12 protein-coding genes and 1 pseudogene are annotated in these 17,169 nt (G+C 68.7%); 7 read left to right on the forward strand and 6 right to left on the reverse strand.

From position 1 onward, the window contains the following. Positions 1–13 precede the first annotated feature (13 nt). The 6 genes from ABZZ79_RS19595 to ABZZ79_RS19620 all read left to right on the forward strand — a co-directional run bounded on the left by ABZZ79_RS19595 (position 14) and on the right by ABZZ79_RS19620 (position 7,902). Positions 14–1,594, forward strand: coding sequence for an ABC transporter substrate-binding protein (locus tag ABZZ79_RS19595; protein ID WP_356690325.1), 1,581 nt, complete (start codon positions 14–16; stop codon positions 1,592–1,594). Next, complete coding sequence (locus ABZZ79_RS19600) at positions 1,594–2,610, forward strand: ABC transporter permease (protein ID WP_356690327.1); 1,017 nt, start codon at positions 1,594–1,596, stop codon at positions 2,608–2,610. Before ABZZ79_RS19595 ends, ABZZ79_RS19600 begins: the two co-directional genes overlap by 1 nt. Then, positions 2,607–4,580 carry a dipeptide/oligopeptide/nickel ABC transporter permease/ATP-binding protein gene (locus ABZZ79_RS19605; protein ID WP_356690329.1) on the forward strand — a complete coding sequence of 658 codons (1,974 nt, stop codon included), beginning with the start codon at positions 2,607–2,609 and terminating at the stop codon, positions 4,578–4,580. Before ABZZ79_RS19600 ends, ABZZ79_RS19605 begins: the two co-directional genes overlap by 4 nt. Further along, positions 4,577–5,371 (forward strand): ABC transporter ATP-binding protein, encoded by a 795-nt coding sequence (locus ABZZ79_RS19610; protein WP_356690331.1) that lies wholly within the window; start codon positions 4,577–4,579, stop codon positions 5,369–5,371. Before ABZZ79_RS19605 ends, ABZZ79_RS19610 begins: the two co-directional genes overlap by 4 nt. Beyond that, on the forward strand, positions 5,368–6,273 hold the full coding sequence (locus ABZZ79_RS19615; protein WP_356690333.1) for a carbon-nitrogen hydrolase family protein: 906 nt from the start codon (positions 5,368–5,370) through the stop codon (positions 6,271–6,273). The genes ABZZ79_RS19610 and ABZZ79_RS19615 overlap by 4 nt, the downstream gene beginning before the upstream one ends. Positions 6,274–6,504: 231 nt before the next feature. Beyond that, entirely contained in the window at positions 6,505–7,902 is a 1,398-nt protein-coding gene (locus ABZZ79_RS19620) for an aspartate aminotransferase family protein (protein ID WP_356690335.1), read from the forward strand. Positions 7,903–8,186: 284 nt separating this feature from the next. Here the strand turns inward: ABZZ79_RS19620 and ABZZ79_RS19625 are convergent, their stop codons facing one another. Both ABZZ79_RS19625 and ABZZ79_RS19630 read right to left on the reverse strand, forming a co-directional pair. After that, on the reverse strand, positions 8,187–9,482 hold the full coding sequence (locus ABZZ79_RS19625) for an ABC transporter substrate-binding protein (protein WP_356690337.1): 1,296 nt from the start codon (positions 9,480–9,482) through the stop codon (positions 8,187–8,189). A 387-nt stretch (positions 9,483–9,869) separates the two neighbouring features. Beyond that, complete coding sequence (locus tag ABZZ79_RS19630; protein WP_356690339.1) at positions 9,870–11,225, reverse strand: NAD(P)-binding protein; 1,356 nt, start codon at positions 11,223–11,225, stop codon at positions 9,870–9,872. 832 nt (positions 11,226–12,057) lie between these two features. Here ABZZ79_RS19630 and ABZZ79_RS19635 point away from each other — a divergent pair. Beyond that, a pseudogene (locus ABZZ79_RS19635) lies at positions 12,058–12,180 on the forward strand (IS3 family transposase); the annotation flags it as partial. Positions 12,181–12,568: 388 nt separating this feature from the next. Here the strand turns inward: ABZZ79_RS19635 and ABZZ79_RS19640 are convergent. The 4 genes from ABZZ79_RS19640 to ABZZ79_RS19655 all read right to left on the reverse strand — a co-directional run bounded on the left by ABZZ79_RS19640 (position 12,569) and on the right by ABZZ79_RS19655 (position 17,133). Further along, positions 12,569–13,177, reverse strand: coding sequence for a hypothetical protein (locus ABZZ79_RS19640; protein WP_356690341.1), 609 nt, complete (start codon positions 13,175–13,177; stop codon positions 12,569–12,571). An 89-nt stretch (positions 13,178–13,266) separates the two neighbouring features. Then, positions 13,267–15,519, reverse strand: a complete 2,253-nt coding sequence (locus ABZZ79_RS19645) for a hypothetical protein (protein ID WP_356690343.1) — start codon at positions 15,517–15,519, stop codon at positions 13,267–13,269. A 54-nt stretch (positions 15,520–15,573) separates the two neighbouring features. Next, positions 15,574–16,389, reverse strand: a complete 816-nt coding sequence (locus ABZZ79_RS19650; RefSeq protein ID WP_356690345.1) for a hypothetical protein — start codon at positions 16,387–16,389, stop codon at positions 15,574–15,576. 102 nt (positions 16,390–16,491) lie between these two features. Next, positions 16,492–17,133 carry a Crp/Fnr family transcriptional regulator gene (locus tag ABZZ79_RS19655; RefSeq protein WP_356690347.1) on the reverse strand — a complete coding sequence of 214 codons (642 nt, stop codon included), beginning with the start codon at positions 17,131–17,133 and terminating at the stop codon, positions 16,492–16,494. Positions 17,134–17,169 lie beyond the last annotated feature (36 nt).

Consider the following 17,169-nt stretch of genomic DNA (forward strand, 5'->3'; position numbering starts at 1 on the left):
GAGGAGCGAACTCATGGCCACGTCCCGAAGAACACAGGCCGCCGCTCTGGTGACCTGCTGTCTGCTCGCGTCCGCCTGTAGCGGTACCGACAGCGACACCGACAGCGGCACCGGGCAGATCCTCAATGTGGCAACCACCGCCGAGGTGACGACCTGGAATCCGGTGAAGTCCTTCTCCACCGAGGTCTACTACCTCAGCAACGTCTACGAGCCGCTGCTGTGGATGAACCCGCCCGGCTCGAAGGAACGCTTCCGTCCCGCCCTCGCCGAGCGCTGGGCGTCCTCCGCCGACGCCAGGACGTGGACTTTCCATCTGCGCGAGGGGGTCACCTTTCACGACGGCGAGCCGATGAACGCCGCGGCGGTCAAGGCGTCCCTGGAAGCCTCCGCCAAGGACGGCGGCGCAGCCTTCATCTGGTCGGCGCTGGACACCATCGAGACACCGGACGAGCACACGGTCGTGCTCAAGCTGAAGAGCGCCGCCCCGGTCGACATGATCGCCTCGTCCATGTACGGGGCGTGGATCGTCAGCCCCAAGGCCCTGGCCAGGGGCGAGGACTACTTCGCCAAGGGCGTTGACGCAGGCACCGGCCCGTACCGGGTCTCGGAGTACCAGGCCAAGAAGAGGGTCGTCCTCAAGGCGTACGACAAGTACTGGGGCGGCTGGAAGGGCGAGCGCTACCGCACGGTCGTCGCCAGGATCACCGCCGAGCCGACCGCGCAGCAGCAGATGCTCCAGTCCGGCCAGGTCGACTACGCCGCCTCGCTGCCACTGGAGAACGTCGCCCAGTTCAAGACGGACAAGCGCTACACCGTCACCGAGTGTCCCACCTTCCAGAACCACCTGGCCTTCTTCAACACCACCAAGGGCCCGCTGAAGAACGTGAAGCTACGCCGGGCGCTGGCGCAGGCCATCCCGTACGACGACATCGTCAAGGTGGGCACCGAAGGCTTCGGCGCCCGCGCTCGCGGCCCCGTACCGGCCGGCGCCTTCCCTCACGACGAGCAGCTGCCGCAGACGCCGTACGACCTGGAGGCCGCCCGTCGGCTGCTCACAGAGGCCGGCTACGAGGGCGGCAAGGGCCTGAAGCTGACCCTCAGCTATGCGGCGGAGAACCCACAGCAGGCCAAGTACGCCCCGCTGATCAAGGACTCCTTCGCCAAGGTCGGTGTGTCGGTCGAGCTGCAGCCGATCCTGTTCAACCAGCAGTGGGAGAAGGCCAAGGCGGACCCGGCCAAGGCGCAGGACATCTTCCTGCTGATGTACTGGCCGACCTATTCCGACGCGGGCTCGGACAACCTGGTCTCGCTCTTCCGCAGCAGCGACGAGCCGTTCTTCAACCTCAGTTACTGGAAGGACGCCACGTACGACAAGCTCGTCGACGAGGCCGGCACCCACACCGCCACCGACCAGGACAAGGCCGCCGAGCTGTACGGCAAGGCGCAGCGTCGGCTGCTGGAGCAGGCCCCCGGCGCGTTCCTCTACGACATGCGCACCCCCGTCGTGATGAACAGCGAGGTCAAGGGCTTCGCCTGCAACCCGAACTACTCCTTCTCCATCCCCTTCCACCAGCTGCGCCGCGGAGCCAGCTGATGCCGCGCTTCCTGCTGCGCCGGCTGCGCGGCTCCCTGCTCGTCCTGCTCGGGGTCAGCGCGATCACCTTCGTCCTTGCCCGGGTGATCCCCTCCAACCCCGCCCTCACCTACGTCGGTGCCAAGGCGACGCCCGAGGAGGTCGAACGGGTGACACACGTCCTCGGCCTCGACCAGCCGCTGCCGGTGCAGTACCTGTCGTATCTGCGCAATGTGCTGACCGGGGACTGGGGCACCTCCATCGCCACCAAGCAGCCGGTCCTCGGCGAGCTCGGCGACCGGCTGCCCGCCACCCTCGAACTCGTCGGCGCCGCCATGGCGGTGGCGCTGGTGCTGGGCATCACGCTCGGCTGCATAGCCGCGGTGCGGCCCGGCAGGCTGATCGACCAGGCGGTGCGGCTGCTGTCCATCGCGGGCGTATCGGTGCCCGCCTTCTGGCTCGGGCTGCTGCTCCAGCTGCTGGTCTTCGGCCGCCTGGGACTGCTGCCGCCCACCGGACGCATTGACAGCGACCTGGAGTTCACCGCGCCGATCCACTCGATCACCGGACTGAACACGGTGGACGCGCTCCTCACCGGCAACGGTGCGGCGCTGGCCAGCGCCTCGGCGCACCTGATCCTGCCGGCCCTCACACTGGCCGCCTACCCGCTCGGCGTCGTGGCCCGTATGACCCGCACCAGCATGCTGGAGGCGCTCCAGCAGGACCACATCCGCGTCGGCCGCGCCTACGGCGTCCCCGAACGCACCCTCGTCTGGCGCGTCGCCCTGCGCAACGCCCTCCCACCCACCGTCACCGTGCTCGGCCTGACCGCCGCCTACGCCCTGACCGGCGCGTTCTTCGTCGAAGTGGTCTTCGACTGGCCGGGCCTCGGCCAGTACGCCGCCTCCGGCCTGCTGAGCCTGGACTACCCGGCGGTCATGGGCGTCACACTCATCGGCGCCATCGCCTACGTCCTCGTCAACCTCGCGGTGGACCTCGTCCACGCGCGCCTCGACCCGCGAGTGAGGCCGGCATGAGCCACAGCCAGACCATCCCGCGGCGCAGCGCCCGCTTCACCGCCCTGCTGCGCGACCCACTCGCCGTGTTCGGCCTGGTGCTGCTCGCGGCCCTGGTGGCCGCCGCCCTGCTCAGCCCCTGGCTGGCCCCGCATCCCGAGCAGGGCGCCGGAGCGGCCGAGGTCGCCGCCCGCCACCTGCCTCCCGGTGCCGACCACCTGCTCGGCACCGACAACCTGGGCCGCGACGTGCTCAGCCGCATCATCTACGGGGCCCGGCCGGCGCTGACCGTACCGCTCCTTGTGGTCGGGCTCGCCGTGCTGGTGGGCGTCCCGCTGGGGCTGATCGCAGGCTTCCGCGGCGGGCGCGTAAGCGAGGCGATCATGCGGCTGTGCGACATGTTCCTGGCCTTCCCGCCACTGCTGCTCGCCATGGCCATCGTCGCCACCCTCGGCCCCGGCCTGGAGCACGCCGCCCTCGCGCTGGCGATCGCCTGGTGGCCCTGGTACACCCGGCTGGTCCAGGGCCTCACCGCATCCATGCGTGAGCGGCCGTTCGTCGAGGGAGCGCGCGCCCTGGGGCTCAAGGACCGAGTCGTCATGGTCCGGCATATTCTGCGCAACACCGTCTCACCGATCCTGGTCCAGGCCACCGTCGACATCGGCACGGTGATCCTGGCCGCCGGATCACTGGCCTTCCTCGGCCTGGGCACCCGCCCGCCGCAGGCGGACTGGGGCCTGATGGTGGCCGAGGCCCGCGCCGACCTCCAGACCCACTGGTGGGCGGCGCTCTTCCCGGGCCTGGCGATCCTCCTCACCGTGCTGGCCTTCAACCTCCTCGGCGACGCTCTGCGTGACGTGTTCGACCCGCGCACGGAATCCCGCTCCGCCGCCGCACGACGCGGCCTGCGCACACTGGCCGGGCAGGCCGCCGCTCTGTTGCGGCGCCGGCAGGAGGGGAAGGCCACCGACGCGGCGAGCCCCCTGCCCACCACTCAGGACGAGACCACGCCAGGCCTGGGCGAGCAGCGCGCAGCCGGCCAGGCGGCCCCCCTGCTGGAGATCTCCCGGCTGCGCGTCACCCTCGGCGACGCCGCCGTCGTACGCGAGGTCTCCCTCCACGTGCGCGCGGGCGAGGTCGTGGGGGTGGTCGGCGAGAGCGGCTGCGGCAAGTCCCTGACCGCCCTCAGCGTCCTTGGCATGCTCCCCGCCGGAGCCAAGACCTCCGGCGCCATCCGGCTCCAGGGCCAGGACCTGCGGGCCGCGGGCTTCCACGAGGTCCGCGGCCGGAGAGTGGCCATGGTCTTCCAGAACCCCGCCACATCCTTCGATCCCGTCACCCCGCTCGGCCGCCAACTCGCCCGGCTGGTACGCCTGCACCAGGGCGGCACCCGGACCGAAGCGGCCGAGCAGGTGAGCATCGCACTGACGGAAGTGGGCCTGGACGCCGAGCGCGTCACGCGCTCCTACCCCCATCAGCTCTCCGGCGGCATGCTGCAGCGCGTCATGATCGCCGCCGCTCTGCTGTGCCGGCCCGATCTGCTCATCGCCGACGAACCGACCACCGCCCTGGACGTCACCGTGGCCAAGGAGATCCGCTCCCTGCTGCGCCGTCTGCAGGCCGAGCACGGCTTCGGAGTCCTCTACATCACCCACAATCTGGGCGAGGTCCGCGAACTGTGCACCCGGATGTACGTGCTCTACGCCGGTCAGGTCGTCGAATCAGGCCCGGTGGCCGACGTACTGGACACCCCGGACCACCCCTACACCCGCGCCCTGCTCGCCGCCCTCCCCGACCGGGCCACCCCCGGCAAAGCACTGCCCGCCATCCCCGGCAGCGTGCCGGACCGCCCCGACCTGCTCACCGGCTGCCCCTTCGCCGACCGCTGTGCCCACACCACCGAGGCATGCGCCACCCCGCCGCCTCTGCACGCCGCCGGAGCGCGGGCCAGCGCCTGCCACCTCACCCAGCCGAAGGGAGTCCCCGCGTGATCCTCGACGTACAGCAACTCGTCAAGACCTTCGGCTCGCACACCGCCGTCGCCGGCGTCGACCTCACCATCACCGCAGGCGAAGTACACGCGCTGGTAGGCGAGTCAGGCTCGGGCAAGACCACCCTCGCCCGCTGCGTGCTCGGTCTGATCCAGCCCACCTCCGGCACCGTCCACATCGCGGGCCGCCCGCTCACCGGGCTGCGCCGCAAGGAGCTGCGGCGGCTGCGCCACCAGGTACAGATCGTCTTCCAGAACCCCTACGCCGCCCTCAACCCCCGGATGACCGTCCGGCAACTCATCGCCGAACCACTGCGCGAAGCCGACCGGCCCGTGACCGACGCCATCGTGGAACTCGCCCGCGTCGGCCTTCCCGCGACCGTCCTCACCCGCTACCCCCACCAGCTCTCCGGCGGTCAGTGCCAGCGCGTCGCCATCGCACGCGCCCTCGCCGTCGGGCCCTCGCTGCTGGTGCTCGACGAACCCACCTCCGCCCTCGACGTCTCCGTCCAGGCCCAGATCCTCAACCTGCTGCTCGACCTGCGCGAGCACAGCGACCTCGCCTTCCTTCTCATCACCCACGACCTGGGCGTGGTCCGGCACATCGCCGACCGGGTCAGCGTCATGCTGCACGGCGAACTCGTCGAGACCGGGCCCACCGCCCAGGTCCTGGACTCCCCCCAGCACACCTACACCCGCAGGCTGCTCGACGCCGTCCCCGGGCTCCACCCACCGGACTCCCCGTCCGGCACACCCGTCACCGCCGCCACCGCACAAGGAGCCGCCCAGTGAGCCGAATCCTCGGCGTCGCCCTCGCCCAGGTCGCACCCGTAACCGGCGACCCCCAGGCGACATTCGCGAAGTTCAGCCGCGAGGTGCGCTCCCTCAAAGCCCTCTCCCCGTCCATCGACCTGGTGGTCTTCCCCGAGCTGTACCTGAGCGCCTTCGGCAGCTTCGACGCCCGCCACCCGGCCGGCTACCTCGACCGCCTCGCCGAACCGATCCCGGGCCCCACCACCGACGCGGTGTGCCGACTCGCGGCCGACACCGGGCTGTGGATCGTCCCCGGCAGCATCTCGGAGCGGTCGGCCAAGGGCGTCCACAACACGGCCGTCGCCATCTCCCCGCAGGGTGAAGTGGTGGCCTCGTACCGCAAGATCTTCCCCTGGATGCCGTACGAGACCTCCGTGCCCGGCGACACCTATGTCACCTTCGACATCCCCCAGGTAGGCCGCTTCGGCCTGGCGATCTGCTACGACGGCTGGGTGCCGGAGATCTCCCGCACCCTCGCCTGGATGGGCGCCGAGGTCATCATCCAGCCCACCTACACCCGCACCTCCGACCGCGAACAGGAACTCATTCTCGCTCGCGCCAACGCGATCACCAACCAGGTGTACGTTCTCAACCCGAACATCGGCGGCCTCTTCGGCACCGGGCGCAGCATCGCCACCGACCCCGAAGGTCGCGTGCTGGCCCAGGGCGGCGCAGGCGAGGAGTTCCTCACCTTCCACCTCGACCTCAACCTCGTGGCCACCACCCGTGAACAGGGCACCCTCGGCCTGAACCCCCTGTGGAAGCAACTGCGCGACGCCCCGCCCCCCTTCCCTCCCGCCACCGAGGGCTACGACAAGGGCCAGATCATGACCGGCCTCGGCCCGCTGCATCCCGCCCGGGCCGGATCGCCAGGAGCCTGAGACACCCAGCGGTCCCGCGGTCGTGACCGGCTGCCCGGCGCCTGACGCCCTGGCTCCGCGGTGGGCGCCGGGTTTTTGCCGCCGAGCCCTCCCGGAGCCGCGGTCAGACACCGCTCCAGCGGTCGGCAGCTGCTCATGATGTGGCCGCGCATTGCGCCTGGGTCCGCCCACTCGCCCAGCCGGACCTCCCGTCTGCCCCTCATGTGCCTGCCGACCTCGCCGGAGAACGCCATGCCCGACCACCCCGCCACCACACACCAGGCCGACCGGCTGCGCGAAGCAGCCGGCAAACACCTGCTCCTGCACTTCGGCCAACACGCGAGCCTGCGCAGCGGTCAGGGAATGTTCCTGCCCGACCGGGCCGAAGGCGTCTACGTCTACGACACGACCGGAAACCGCTATATCGACGGCCTGTCCGCCCTGTTCTGCGCACAGCTCGGCTACTCCTACGGCCCCGAGTTCGCCAAGACGGCCGAACAGCAACTCAACCGCCTGCCGTTCAGCACCCTGTGGAACACCGCGCACCCCGCCGCCATCGAACTGGCCGAGCGACTTGCCGCTCTGGCACCCGACGGCATCAACCGCGTGTTCTTCACCTCCGGCGGCTCGGAGTCCGTGGAGTCCGCGTGGAAACTCGCCCGCATGTACCACGTCGCCCAAGGCCAGCCTCAGCGCACCAAAGCCATCGCCCGCCGCACCGCCTACCACGGCCTGACCATGGGCGCCCTCGCACTCACGGGAATCCCGGCGCTCAAGGAACCCTTCGGCGCACCAGCCTTCGAGGTCACCCACGCACCCAACACCAACCGCTACCGCACCACCGACGCGGACGAGGATGCCTTCACCCGGCGGCTGCTGGCCGAAACCGAAGCGGCGGTGCTGGAGGCCGGCCCGGAGAACGTGGCCATGCTCATCGCCGAACCCGTGCAGAACTCCGGAGGCTGCCTCACGCCTCCTGCAGGCTACTGGGCGGGGCTACGGAGGATGGCGGACCAGTACGGCTTCCTCCTGGTCGCCGACGAGGTCATCACCGGTTTCGGCCGCATCGGCGAATACTTCGCCGTGACCAAGTACGGTGCGATCCCCGACATGATCACCACAGCCAAGGGCCTCACCTCGTCCTACGCCACGCTCGGCGCCGTCCTGGTGTCCGACAACGTCTCCGCGCCCTTCTTCAACGACGGCGTGACCCTCCTGCACGGGCTGACCTTCGCCGGGCATCCGGTCGCCGCCGCCACCGCCCTGACCAACCTCGACATCTTCGAACGAGACGGCGTCCTGGACAACGTCCGCGGCCTGACCGGTCACCTCCACAAGCGGCTCGCCGAACTGACCGAGCTGAGCATCGTGGGCGACGTACGCGGCGACGGCTTCTTCTGGGCGCTCGAGCTCGTCGCCGGAGCGGACGGCCGACGCTTCACCACTGACCGCCAGAACGAACTCGTCAAGCAGTTCCTTCCCGCACGCATGCGTGCCCTCGGACTCCTGGCCCGCGCGGACGACCGCGGCGACCCGGTCGTGCAGATCGCACCACCCCTGATCGCCACCCGCGACGAACTCGACCACATCGTCGATCTGCTGGGGCAGGCCCTGACTGATGCGGACCGCTATTTCCTCCACGCCCGCTGACCATCCGAGCCACCCGGCATCGATGACCGCGTGCAGCCCGGTGGACTTCAGGTCGGACAGCTCCTCGGAGAACGGCTGCCAACGATCCCGCAGCACAGCAGCTGGGTGTGCTGGGGTTGGCCGGCCGCGAAGGAGACGTCTGTGCTGTCGATGTGCTCGGAGAGCGCGCCAGCCCCTCGGGACAGAGCATGGCGCGGAGCTGTACATGGGGCGCCGCGGACGCGGCGCGAAAGGGGGCAGGGGCCGCCGCACCGGTCCCCTGCCCCTTCGCCAGGTGGCTGATGTCAGTCGACGGGGTCGACCTCGGGGATGCCGCTCTGCGGCGGGGCGTCGGAGGCGTGGCTGTCGTCCTCGGCGATCTCGGCGTCACCGGTGTCGGTGACGAGCACATCGGTCTTCTCCTGGCCGACACCGCCCTTGAGCTCCACGATCTTCATGCCGGAGGTGCCCAAGTGGCTGTCCTTGGAGTAGCGGAACTTGGCGTACGCCGGGCCCTCGAAGTCTCCGCCGGCCTTCTCGAGCGCCTCCACGATGCCCTCACGGGTGAGGTTGCCGCCGGCGGCCTGGAGCGCCTGCACGAAGGTGTATGCCTGGGCCATGCCGAAGATCCGGTAGTTGGTCAGCGGCTTGCCGTCACCGTGCTCGGCCCAGACCTTCTGCCACAGCTTGACCCACGGGTCGTCGGGAGTGTCGATGCCCGGTATGTACTGGGTGGTGAGGACACCGTCGAGCAGGGTGTTGCCGTCTTTTACCGCGCCCTCGGAGAAGCGGGCCAGCAAGCCGCCCACCAGGGCCGGATCGGAGCCGACGTTGCTGTAGAACCAGGTCGGCTTGTAGTTGAGCCGCTTTGCCGCCAGCTGGGTCAGCGCGGTGTAGGACGGGGTGTTGAAGCCGACCACGAAGTCGGCGCCCGAGGACTGCAGGGCGGCCATCTGCGGGCCGACGTCGGTGTTGCCGGAGGTGTAGCGCTGGACCTCGACGATCTGATCGTCGAGGTAGCGGCGCAGCCCCCTCTCACCGTCGGTGCCGAAGTCGTCGTCCTGGAGGAAGAGGCCGACCTTGGCGTCGGGGTGGTTCTCGGCGAGGTACTGGCCGATGACCTTGCCCTCTGACTCGTAGTCGGGCTGCCAGCCGAACGTCCAGGGCTTCGACTGTGGGTCGTCGCCCCACTGCAGCGACCCGGAGGAGACGAAGAAGTCGGGGACCTTCTCGCTGTTGAGGAAGTCCACCACGGCGCTGTGGGTGGGCGTGCCGAGGCCGGCCACCATGCCGAAGATCTCCTCCTGCAGGACCAGCTCCTTGGTGGCGTTGCTGGTGTTGGTGGGGTTGTAGCCGTCGTCCTTCACGACGTACTCGATCTTGCGTCCGTTGACGCCGCCGGCAGCGTTGACGAAGTCGTAGTACGCCTTGTGGCCGCTGGGGATCTCGCTGTAGCCGGGCGCCGCCACCCCCGTCAGGGGGAAGTGGGCACCGATCTTGATGGTGGTTGCGGTGACGCCTACGGACGAGCCGGCGTCGGAGGCGCCGCTGTCCTCGCGGCCACCGGCACCGCAGGCAGCGACCAGCGCGGCCGCAGCCATTACGCAGGCGACCTGGGTCGCTCGACCCGGGCCCGGCCCAGCTTGACGCCTGCCAGCTCGGCGGCCACGTCGTCGTCGCGCACGGCCCGCCACTGGCGACCCACCCGGGTCCGGGCGAGGTTGGCCAGGAAAGTACGCCGCGTCCAGGATCCAGTCGGGGGCGTCGGGCGCCCTCACCGGGAGACCCTGCTCGCCGCCGAGATCCTCGAAGAAGAGGGCCAGCGCTGGCAGGGCCACTGCCAGCGCGAGCGTCGCCCCGGCGACGACCACCTGACCCGTTGTCACCTCACTCCGCATCACGGGGGAACCTCTGACCGAACCGCCATCGGGCCCGTTCCACAACGAGGACCGGGCCCGATGAGTGTGTCTGCCGTGGTGGCCGACCAGTCAGGAGGGCAGGGCAACGTCCACGTGGGCGCATCCGTGGCGGCCCGCGAGCGGCCAGGGTTCGAAGGTGTCCGCGGCCAGTTGCACGAACATGCGGTGCTGGTGGGCGATGACGCCAGTGGCCGGTGTGTCGAGGAGGCGGGCCAGGACGTAGGCGGCGGACAGGCTGGTGACGTCGCGGATGGTGCCCAGCGGCAGCAGGGAGCGGGTCTCAGCGATCGCCTCGTGCTCACCTGCCCGCAGGACGACGCGTGTTCCGGGGGCGATGCCGTGCGCGGCGATGGCGACGGCGATGTTGTCGAGGTCGTCGGAGCCGACGGCGGCCAGGGCCCTCGCCCGATCGAGATGGACCTGCTCCATGACGGCCCGGTCACCGCCGTGGCCCGTCAGGACGGGAATGCCCAGAGAACGGGCGAGCCGAACGCCCGGCGCGTCGGGATCGCGCTCCACACCGACCACCGGCACGCCCAGGCGCCGCAGTTCACCGCACAGACGCAGCCCGACCTGGCCGATCCCGACGACGATGACATGGTTCGCGCGGGGGATGGTGCGCGGTCCGATCAGCCCGATCAGGCGGGGCCCGAGCATGCGGTCGATGAGGCCGGCCGTGAACATGGCGCTGAAGACGATGGTGCTGAGGATGAACACGCTGGCCACCACGGGATACACGGTGGAGTGCTCGGGTGCGGCTGCCGGTCCGACGGTGGCGACGACGCGGGCTGCGTCGAACAGTGCCTGTGCGGGGCGGTGACCGAGCACGACCAGCCAGGTGAAGTCGGCGAGGAGGACGCCGAGCATGCCCAGCAGGCCCATGAGCATCAGCTGCGTCCCCACGTCATGAGGGCGCAACTGCCCAGCTATTCGCCCGAGTCTCGTCCGGCGATCGGCTCGCTCCGGTCTCCAGGGCCGGGTGGACGGGGGTTGCCCATCGGCGACCTGGACGGCGTGCGGGCGGCCGTCCTTGTGCGACAGGGCGGCGATCGAGCCGTCGAGGCAGGGGCCGGCCAGGGCGGGCGCCGCCAGGTCGGCCGGGGAGGTCACGTGGCACTGTGGCAGCAGGCGGAGCAGTTCACCGGCTATGGTCCGATCGAAGATGGTCACGGTGATCGGGGTGTGGGCGGACATATGCGCGACGGCCAGTGCGTAGCGCAACGCCGCGACATCGTCGTGCAGCAGCACAGCCACCGCGTCGGGCGACGGCGTCATCGCCGCACGCAGTTCCTCGTCGCCGGGCTTGGTCAGGTGCCGCACGATGTGCGCACCCTCGCGCAGGGACGCACACACCCGGCGCGCCACGTTGGTCTCGCCGATGACGACGAAGGAGCGGGCGCCGGTCGGGGCGGGGGAGTGGGCCATGGCGTCTCTTCAGCCCCCGGTCACCTGCAGTCGTCGGGGCGGTGTCATTGAGCAAGACTTCGTCATGGGAATAAGCCTCGGCTTATCGCGGGGCTGATCGTGCCGCCGAATTGGATGACGCTCACGCGGTGGGTTGTACGGACGCCCCACTTGACAACCGAGCCTGGCTCGGCTGTCCGGGCCCTGGCGATACCCCCTTGTGGAGCTGATGACGCTGGTCGAGACCGGAACCAGGGCTCTGATCGGCGCAGTCTTCGGACCCTAGACGGGATGGGTAGGGACCGCCAAGATAAGGCGGGCACGCTGCGCTCGACCTGCGCCTGTCCCACGTTTTGGGAGCCGCAGCCCAGCCTTGGGCCCCGCCGAGCGCGACAGCTGGGGTACTGCCTCCCAGCAATCCGGAGTACAGCCTCACCACTCAGCGGCTGGGACGCTCATTTGACGCTCCGGGCCTCCGATAGCCTCCTGGCAGGACCGCCAAACCCGGCCTGACCTGCATGTTCTCTCACGTCGGCGCAGCGTGACATGTTTTCGATGACGCATCATGTGGAGTGCGTGGCGATTCTGGAGCCGGTGAAGAAGGACGCCTGACCTGGGGTTTTATGAGTGCACATAATGGGCGTTATGGGCGTTATCTTGACGCTGAAATGGCGCTCGTGACGCTCGTTCTGATGGGGTGTCAGGCGTCTTGCTGGGCTGGTCAAGCCACGAATCGGCGTTGTCGCAGAGGCCCGGCCGGGGAAAAAGTTCCATTGAGCGGTCGGGAGATAGCCGCGGCGACATCACGGCGGGGTGGATCACAACCTCAGCGGGCTGAGCCCCCGGGAGTCCGATCGCGATCGTGACCTGGATCGAGCGGACCTACCACCGACGCCGCAGACAAACCTCACTCGGCCAGCTGACCCCCATCGAATTCGAGACCCTCATGACCACACCGGCCCTCCAGGCCGCGTGACCGCACCTGTCACCCGAACCTGCATCAGCCCCTCAGGTGCCGCAGTCGAGGCGAACCTCGTCCTGAGGCATGAGCCCGAACCAATGGACGCGAGTATCCGCGACAGGGCGAAGGAGTTGTCCGCTCCCGGGATGCTCGAGTTACGGGCGCCGGTCGGTTGGCTCGTCGCTCTTGGGCGGACCGGAGGGTGTCTGGGCGCCGGTCGCTTGATCGGAGGTGCTGGCGGCTTGGTGGCCGTGGAGTCGATAGACCATTTCATCCGGACAACGGTCTAGGCGGGCTCGACGCCATGCAGCGTCGTAGGACAGGGGCGTTGCGCTGCGCCGTTGAACGAGGAGGGCTCGGAGGCTGGTCATTGGGGCCAGCAGCACTCGCCACAAGACGAGCTTCATGGATGTGCCCTTCGAGCTGTCGTGTCGGCCCCGGCTATGTCCATCGGCGCGATGCTGCTGGGCAGGCTGCCGTCGTTGAGTGCCTTGAGGGAGTCAGACAGTACGAGCATTGCCTGCTGTCGCTTTTCGATGTCCGTGAACCCTTGGCCGACCTGCTCCCATTGCTGCAGGAGCGGGAACCACCAGCGGTTGCATGAGTAGATCAGGCGAGCGAGGCGCTGGAGTTCGGCAACATGCTCGTTTGCCAGGGCACCGGGGGCGTGGTGCTCAAGTTGGTCCAGGACGACGAGGTCCGGGTGATCGTAGAGGTTGTCCTTCAAGAAACGCAGACGGCGGACGCGTTGCTCGTCCGCTGCCCGCTGTGCCAGTAGGTCCTTGGCGGTGCTGGGCAGACCGAGAGCCGCGTAGGCGTTCAACAGGCAGTAGTTCGAGGCGCGGTGGGGGAGACAGCCGAGGGCGGCGTTGACGGCGTCCTGGGCAGCAGGTACGTCCGAGGCCGTCAGACGTGCCGCTGCAGCGGAGGCCGTGGCATGCACGGCGGCGCGTACTGTCTCCTCCGCATTGGGAGGCACACGCCACAGTGGTCGCCAGGTGATCGTGTACACGGCTTCGAACGCGATGTCGTCCGTGGCACTCGGCAGCAGACGCGGCTGGACAGACGTACTCCTACGGACTGCGCGCCTCCATGGCCACCTCACTTGAGCCTCTCTTCGAGCGGAAAGACCGTGCGCAGACGGCTGTCGACGAGGTGGTTGTAGAAGTCGTCAGCCACACTGACGCCCTCAACGGTGGAGATGCCACGCAGCTCGTTCATCAGCTTCATGCCGGCCTCGAACATGTTGTGGCCGCGTAGCGCAGGCAGGAGTTGGTCGCGCAACTGTGTGTAGGCGCTGGGATCGCCCGCGCACGAGCGGATCCAGCCCGTCAGACGCGAAATGACCTGGGCAGCGGTGTCCGATGAGGAGAGCAGGTTGTTGAGGGCTCGCTGTACGTCGATGTCCGGGGGAGGCGCGCACACGAGCCACGGTGTGCCGTCACGGCGAGCGGTCATCAGCGCGAGGAAGGCCAGTGCACCGCCGCGCGCGGAGACTTTGCCCTGTTGCCAGCCCTGGACCTCAGCGACCAGTCGCTGTCCCACGGTGGGGTGTTGGACCAGATCGTCGTAGGCAGCCAGGACTTGGCCAGCTGCGTCGGCGTTCTTGTGCGCGACGCGACGCAGGCGCACCATTGCTCGCTTGGCCAAAGACGTGGCGGCGGAGGAGTCCTCCAGGATCCGTTGACACAGCCCGATTACGGCGGGCGCATAACTCCTCTGTTCCGCCCACCCGTAGAGCGCTGCCCACGCCAGGCGGCCGACGTGTTCGTTGCGCACGGCCTTGTCCAGGACCGCACCGAGCACCTCTGGCTGGCTGCTGCCGACGAGTTCACCCAACTCGGTGAGGTAGACCACCGTTCCGTGCCGCACGGTGAGTTCGGCCAGCGCCGCCACGGCGTGGTCTTCCGGATCGGCGTTCTGAGCTGTCGCGACGAGCCAGGTCAATAGGGGTTTGCGCATGACGTCGTAGTTGTCCCAGACGTACTCCAGCACCGCGCGTCCGTAGGCGGGCCGGTCGAAGACCACTGTGTCCTGCAGGTCGACTCGACCTCCGACGTCCTGGATACGCCGACGCATTCCCCGTCCTGCAAGGGCATTGAGGGTCGGCGAGAATCCTGGTGCTGTGTCGGCGGTGCCGGGCGCGTCCCCGATGGCTGCGAGCAGCGCGGCTGCACTGCGCGCGACTATGGGCATGGGCGCAGACTGCTGCACGGCCAAGGCCAGCAGCAGGCAGCGGTCTTCCACGGAGAGCGATGGGTTGTCGGGGGTGTGCAGGCTGTTCATCTCGCCGAATCGGCTGTCGAGTTCACCGCGCCAGTCGGTCAACGCTGCGATGATGCGGTCTTCGAGCGTGCTCCCGGTTTCGCCCTCGCTTTCGGCCTGCACGAACGACTGCTGGGAGCTGGTGCGGGTGTGCTCCTTCCAGGCCATCACGACGGTGTGCGCGGCCCGCACGGCGGCCACTGCTGTCAGTCCGCGCAAGGACGTGGTGGTCTTGGAGAAGGAGCGGAGTGACGTGACGAGTTGGTCGTAGCCGTGGGCGGTCAGGTGTGCCTCGACCACGCGCTGGGCATCGGGCGCCTCGTGCAGGTGAACGACTTGGATGCCGTCACGATCGCTGAGGCGGTGGTCCTTCCACAGGTCCTGTGCGACGGTCAGCGCGAGATAGGAGCGGCAGTCGCGCAGGTGGGAGGCGTGTTTCGACAGGGCATTCAGGAAGTCGGCGGAGACTTGGTCGTTCTCCGGATGCTTGAGATCGAGTTGGTACGCATGCGTCTTCTCCAGAGGCAGGCGCCCCTGGCGGGGAGTGTCCCAGTCCGCATCCAGCTGGACCACGGTGGTTTCGTCAGCAGTGTGCTCGGCCAGCAGTCGCAGAGCGAAGGTGGTGGAGCCACACGAACGCGGTGCCACAATGACGTTGATCGGCTGGCGAGGACGGCCGGTGACAGGATTGACGATCTGTTCCCAGACCAGGTCCCAGTGCGGGCCTCGCACGAACGGCTGGTCGAGCAGCCGCTCACGGTTCTGTTCCACGCCCTCCAGTAGGTCCCGTTTTCGAGTCTCCAGGATCACCTGCTCGATGTGGTGGGCGACAACTTCGGGGTCCCCGTACACGTGTGTCGCTGCACCGTCGGTTTCGTGCACGCGAAGCGCGGGTGGCACAGCGCCCGGCTGTGAGGGAACGGGATAAGGGGACGGGTCGTCAGGGTTCGCGCCCGGTCGATCGGCGGAGCCGCTTCCGGTGCGCAATCGATGCAGCCAGCCGCCGGAGCCGTTGGACTGGCTCTCATCACCCTCGTTGTTCGGTGGGGCGGCGTCGGAGCGAGTGGGGTCGAACGGTACGTCAGTCATACTGGAACTCCAGCGTGAGTGCAGGAAAGGCAACGGGGCGGAAGGCCAGACGCCTCACCGCTGGCGGCGATCGATTCGCACGGTTTCGATGCTGTTGGCGATCGTGGCGTCGCTGACCTGAGCGTGGAACTGGAACGTGCCGCCGCTGCTGGCAGCAGGCGCCGCCGACGCAGCGTTCTGCTGCGCGGTAGAGGACTGAGCAGAAGTCGACGATGCGACATCTGTGACATAGGGGTGTACGGCCGGACTGGTCAGGCCCGGTACATGAATCCGGCAGGGCTGCTCGAAGCCGGGCTTGTCGCTGACGCGGGCAACCGCCTCAAGGAAGTGGTGCGGGCCGAGATCCGGCGTACGTCCTGCATGCACGGTGCGCTGGTAGACGACCTCGGAGAGCGCGGCTGCGAGGAAGGCACCGCAGTCCTTCGCGGCGGACAGTGCTTGGCGGGCTGCCTGGCTGTCGAGCAGTCGGGTGGTGTCGTTGATGGCTTTACCGCGATGGTCGGGCAGGGACAGCGGGCCGACGTGCACGCTGGCCCGCAGCCGCAGTACGGGGCTACTGGCCAACCGCTGCTGCTCGTAACGCACGAGGGCCGCATTAAGCCGGCCCAGCAGCGGGTCCACGAGCCAGGCCAGCACCGCGGGTGGGAACAGCAGAATCGCCCCGTCGCCGTTGTCCTTGTAGCCCCCGGGAAGATCCTGCGGGGCGGGCAGCCGGCACTCGGCGAGCACGGTTGCCACGATGTCATCCACGTCGCACCGCGCGGCGGCCATCTTCGCCTCGGGGATTTGGCTGTACTTCTCCATGTCGATCGCTACGAGGGCGAGTTCAGCGGGCACGTCCAGAGGCTCTGCATGCAGCGGTGCATCCATCGGGCACCGTCCTTTCAGCACAGGCGGTCAGGGAAGTGCCCATACTGATCGCGCGGGTTAGCCGCCGCTGCCCAGCAGTGGGCACGCCTGAAGTGCGGCTCGTCACGCCTGCGTACGCGCGTGCGACTGAATCGAATGGATGTCGCGGACGAGGAGCCCGCCGCCGGAGGTGGTCCGGACCCAGTCCTGCTCGCGCCACGGCTTGAGTGCGTTGACCACCGCATTGCGCGAAGCGCCGATCATCTGAGAGAGCTCCGTCTGCGTCAGACGCACGGCGAGCTCCGAGGCCGAAGAGGATGCGGCGTCGACCAACCTCGACAGAGCCGATGCCAGGCGCAACGGCACGGATGCGGTGGCCAGTTCGAGTCGGACGGCCTCCGACTCCCGCACCCGGGCAATGGCGTGGCGCAGCAGAGGGGCCAGCAGGCCATGCTCGTCGACGAATGCGAGGAACACGGCGGCCGGAATGATGTGGATGTGACAGGGCTCGGCAGCGATGACCGTGGCAGTACGCGGCTGGGAGTCCAGGACCGCCAGCTCTCCAAGTAACTCGCCGGCGCCGCGTACGGCGAGAAGCGTCCTTTCGCCGCTGGTTCCAGCCAGGGTGATCAGTGCTGACCCGGATTCCAGCACGATCACGTGTGTTGCTGGATCCCCCTGACGTAGCAGCACACTCCGAGCCGGTCGGATGCGCTGCGGGGCCAACGCTTTCAAGCGTGCCCATAAAGCGTCACCGATCGCCATGGCATGCGGCTGATACACACGTCCCCCCCGCTGTGC

Source organism: Streptomyces sp. NPDC006458, assembly GCF_040612135.1.
Taxonomy (GTDB): Bacteria; Actinomycetota; Actinomycetes; order Streptomycetales; family Streptomycetaceae; genus Streptomyces.

Excerpts from the sequence above, each read along its gene's own strand:
- ABZZ79_RS19595 (WP_356690325.1), top strand. The coding sequence starts at position 14 with ATGGCCACGTCCCGAAGAACACAGGCCGCCGCTCTGGTGACCTGCTGT.
- ABZZ79_RS19600 (WP_356690327.1), top strand. The coding sequence starts at position 1,594 with ATGCCGCGCTTCCTGCTGCGCCGGCTGCGCGGCTCCCTGCTCGTCCTG.
- ABZZ79_RS19605 (WP_356690329.1), top strand. The coding sequence starts at position 2,607 with ATGAGCCACAGCCAGACCATCCCGCGGCGCAGCGCCCGCTTCACCGCC.
- ABZZ79_RS19620 (WP_356690335.1), top strand. The coding sequence starts at position 6,505 with ATGCCCGACCACCCCGCCACCACACACCAGGCCGACCGGCTGCGCGAA.
- ABZZ79_RS19625 (WP_356690337.1), bottom strand. The coding sequence starts at position 9,482 with ATGGCTGCGGCCGCGCTGGTCGCTGCCTGCGGTGCCGGTGGCCGCGAG.
- ABZZ79_RS19630 (WP_356690339.1), bottom strand. The coding sequence starts at position 11,225 with ATGGCCCACTCCCCCGCCCCGACCGGCGCCCGCTCCTTCGTCGTCATC.
- ABZZ79_RS19645 (WP_356690343.1), bottom strand. The coding sequence starts at position 15,519 with ATGACTGACGTACCGTTCGACCCCACTCGCTCCGACGCCGCCCCACCG.
- ABZZ79_RS19650 (WP_356690345.1), bottom strand. The coding sequence starts at position 16,389 with ATGGATGCACCGCTGCATGCAGAGCCTCTGGACGTGCCCGCTGAACTC.
- ABZZ79_RS19655 (WP_356690347.1), bottom strand. The coding sequence starts at position 17,133 with ATGGCGATCGGTGACGCTTTATGGGCACGCTTGAAAGCGTTGGCCCCG.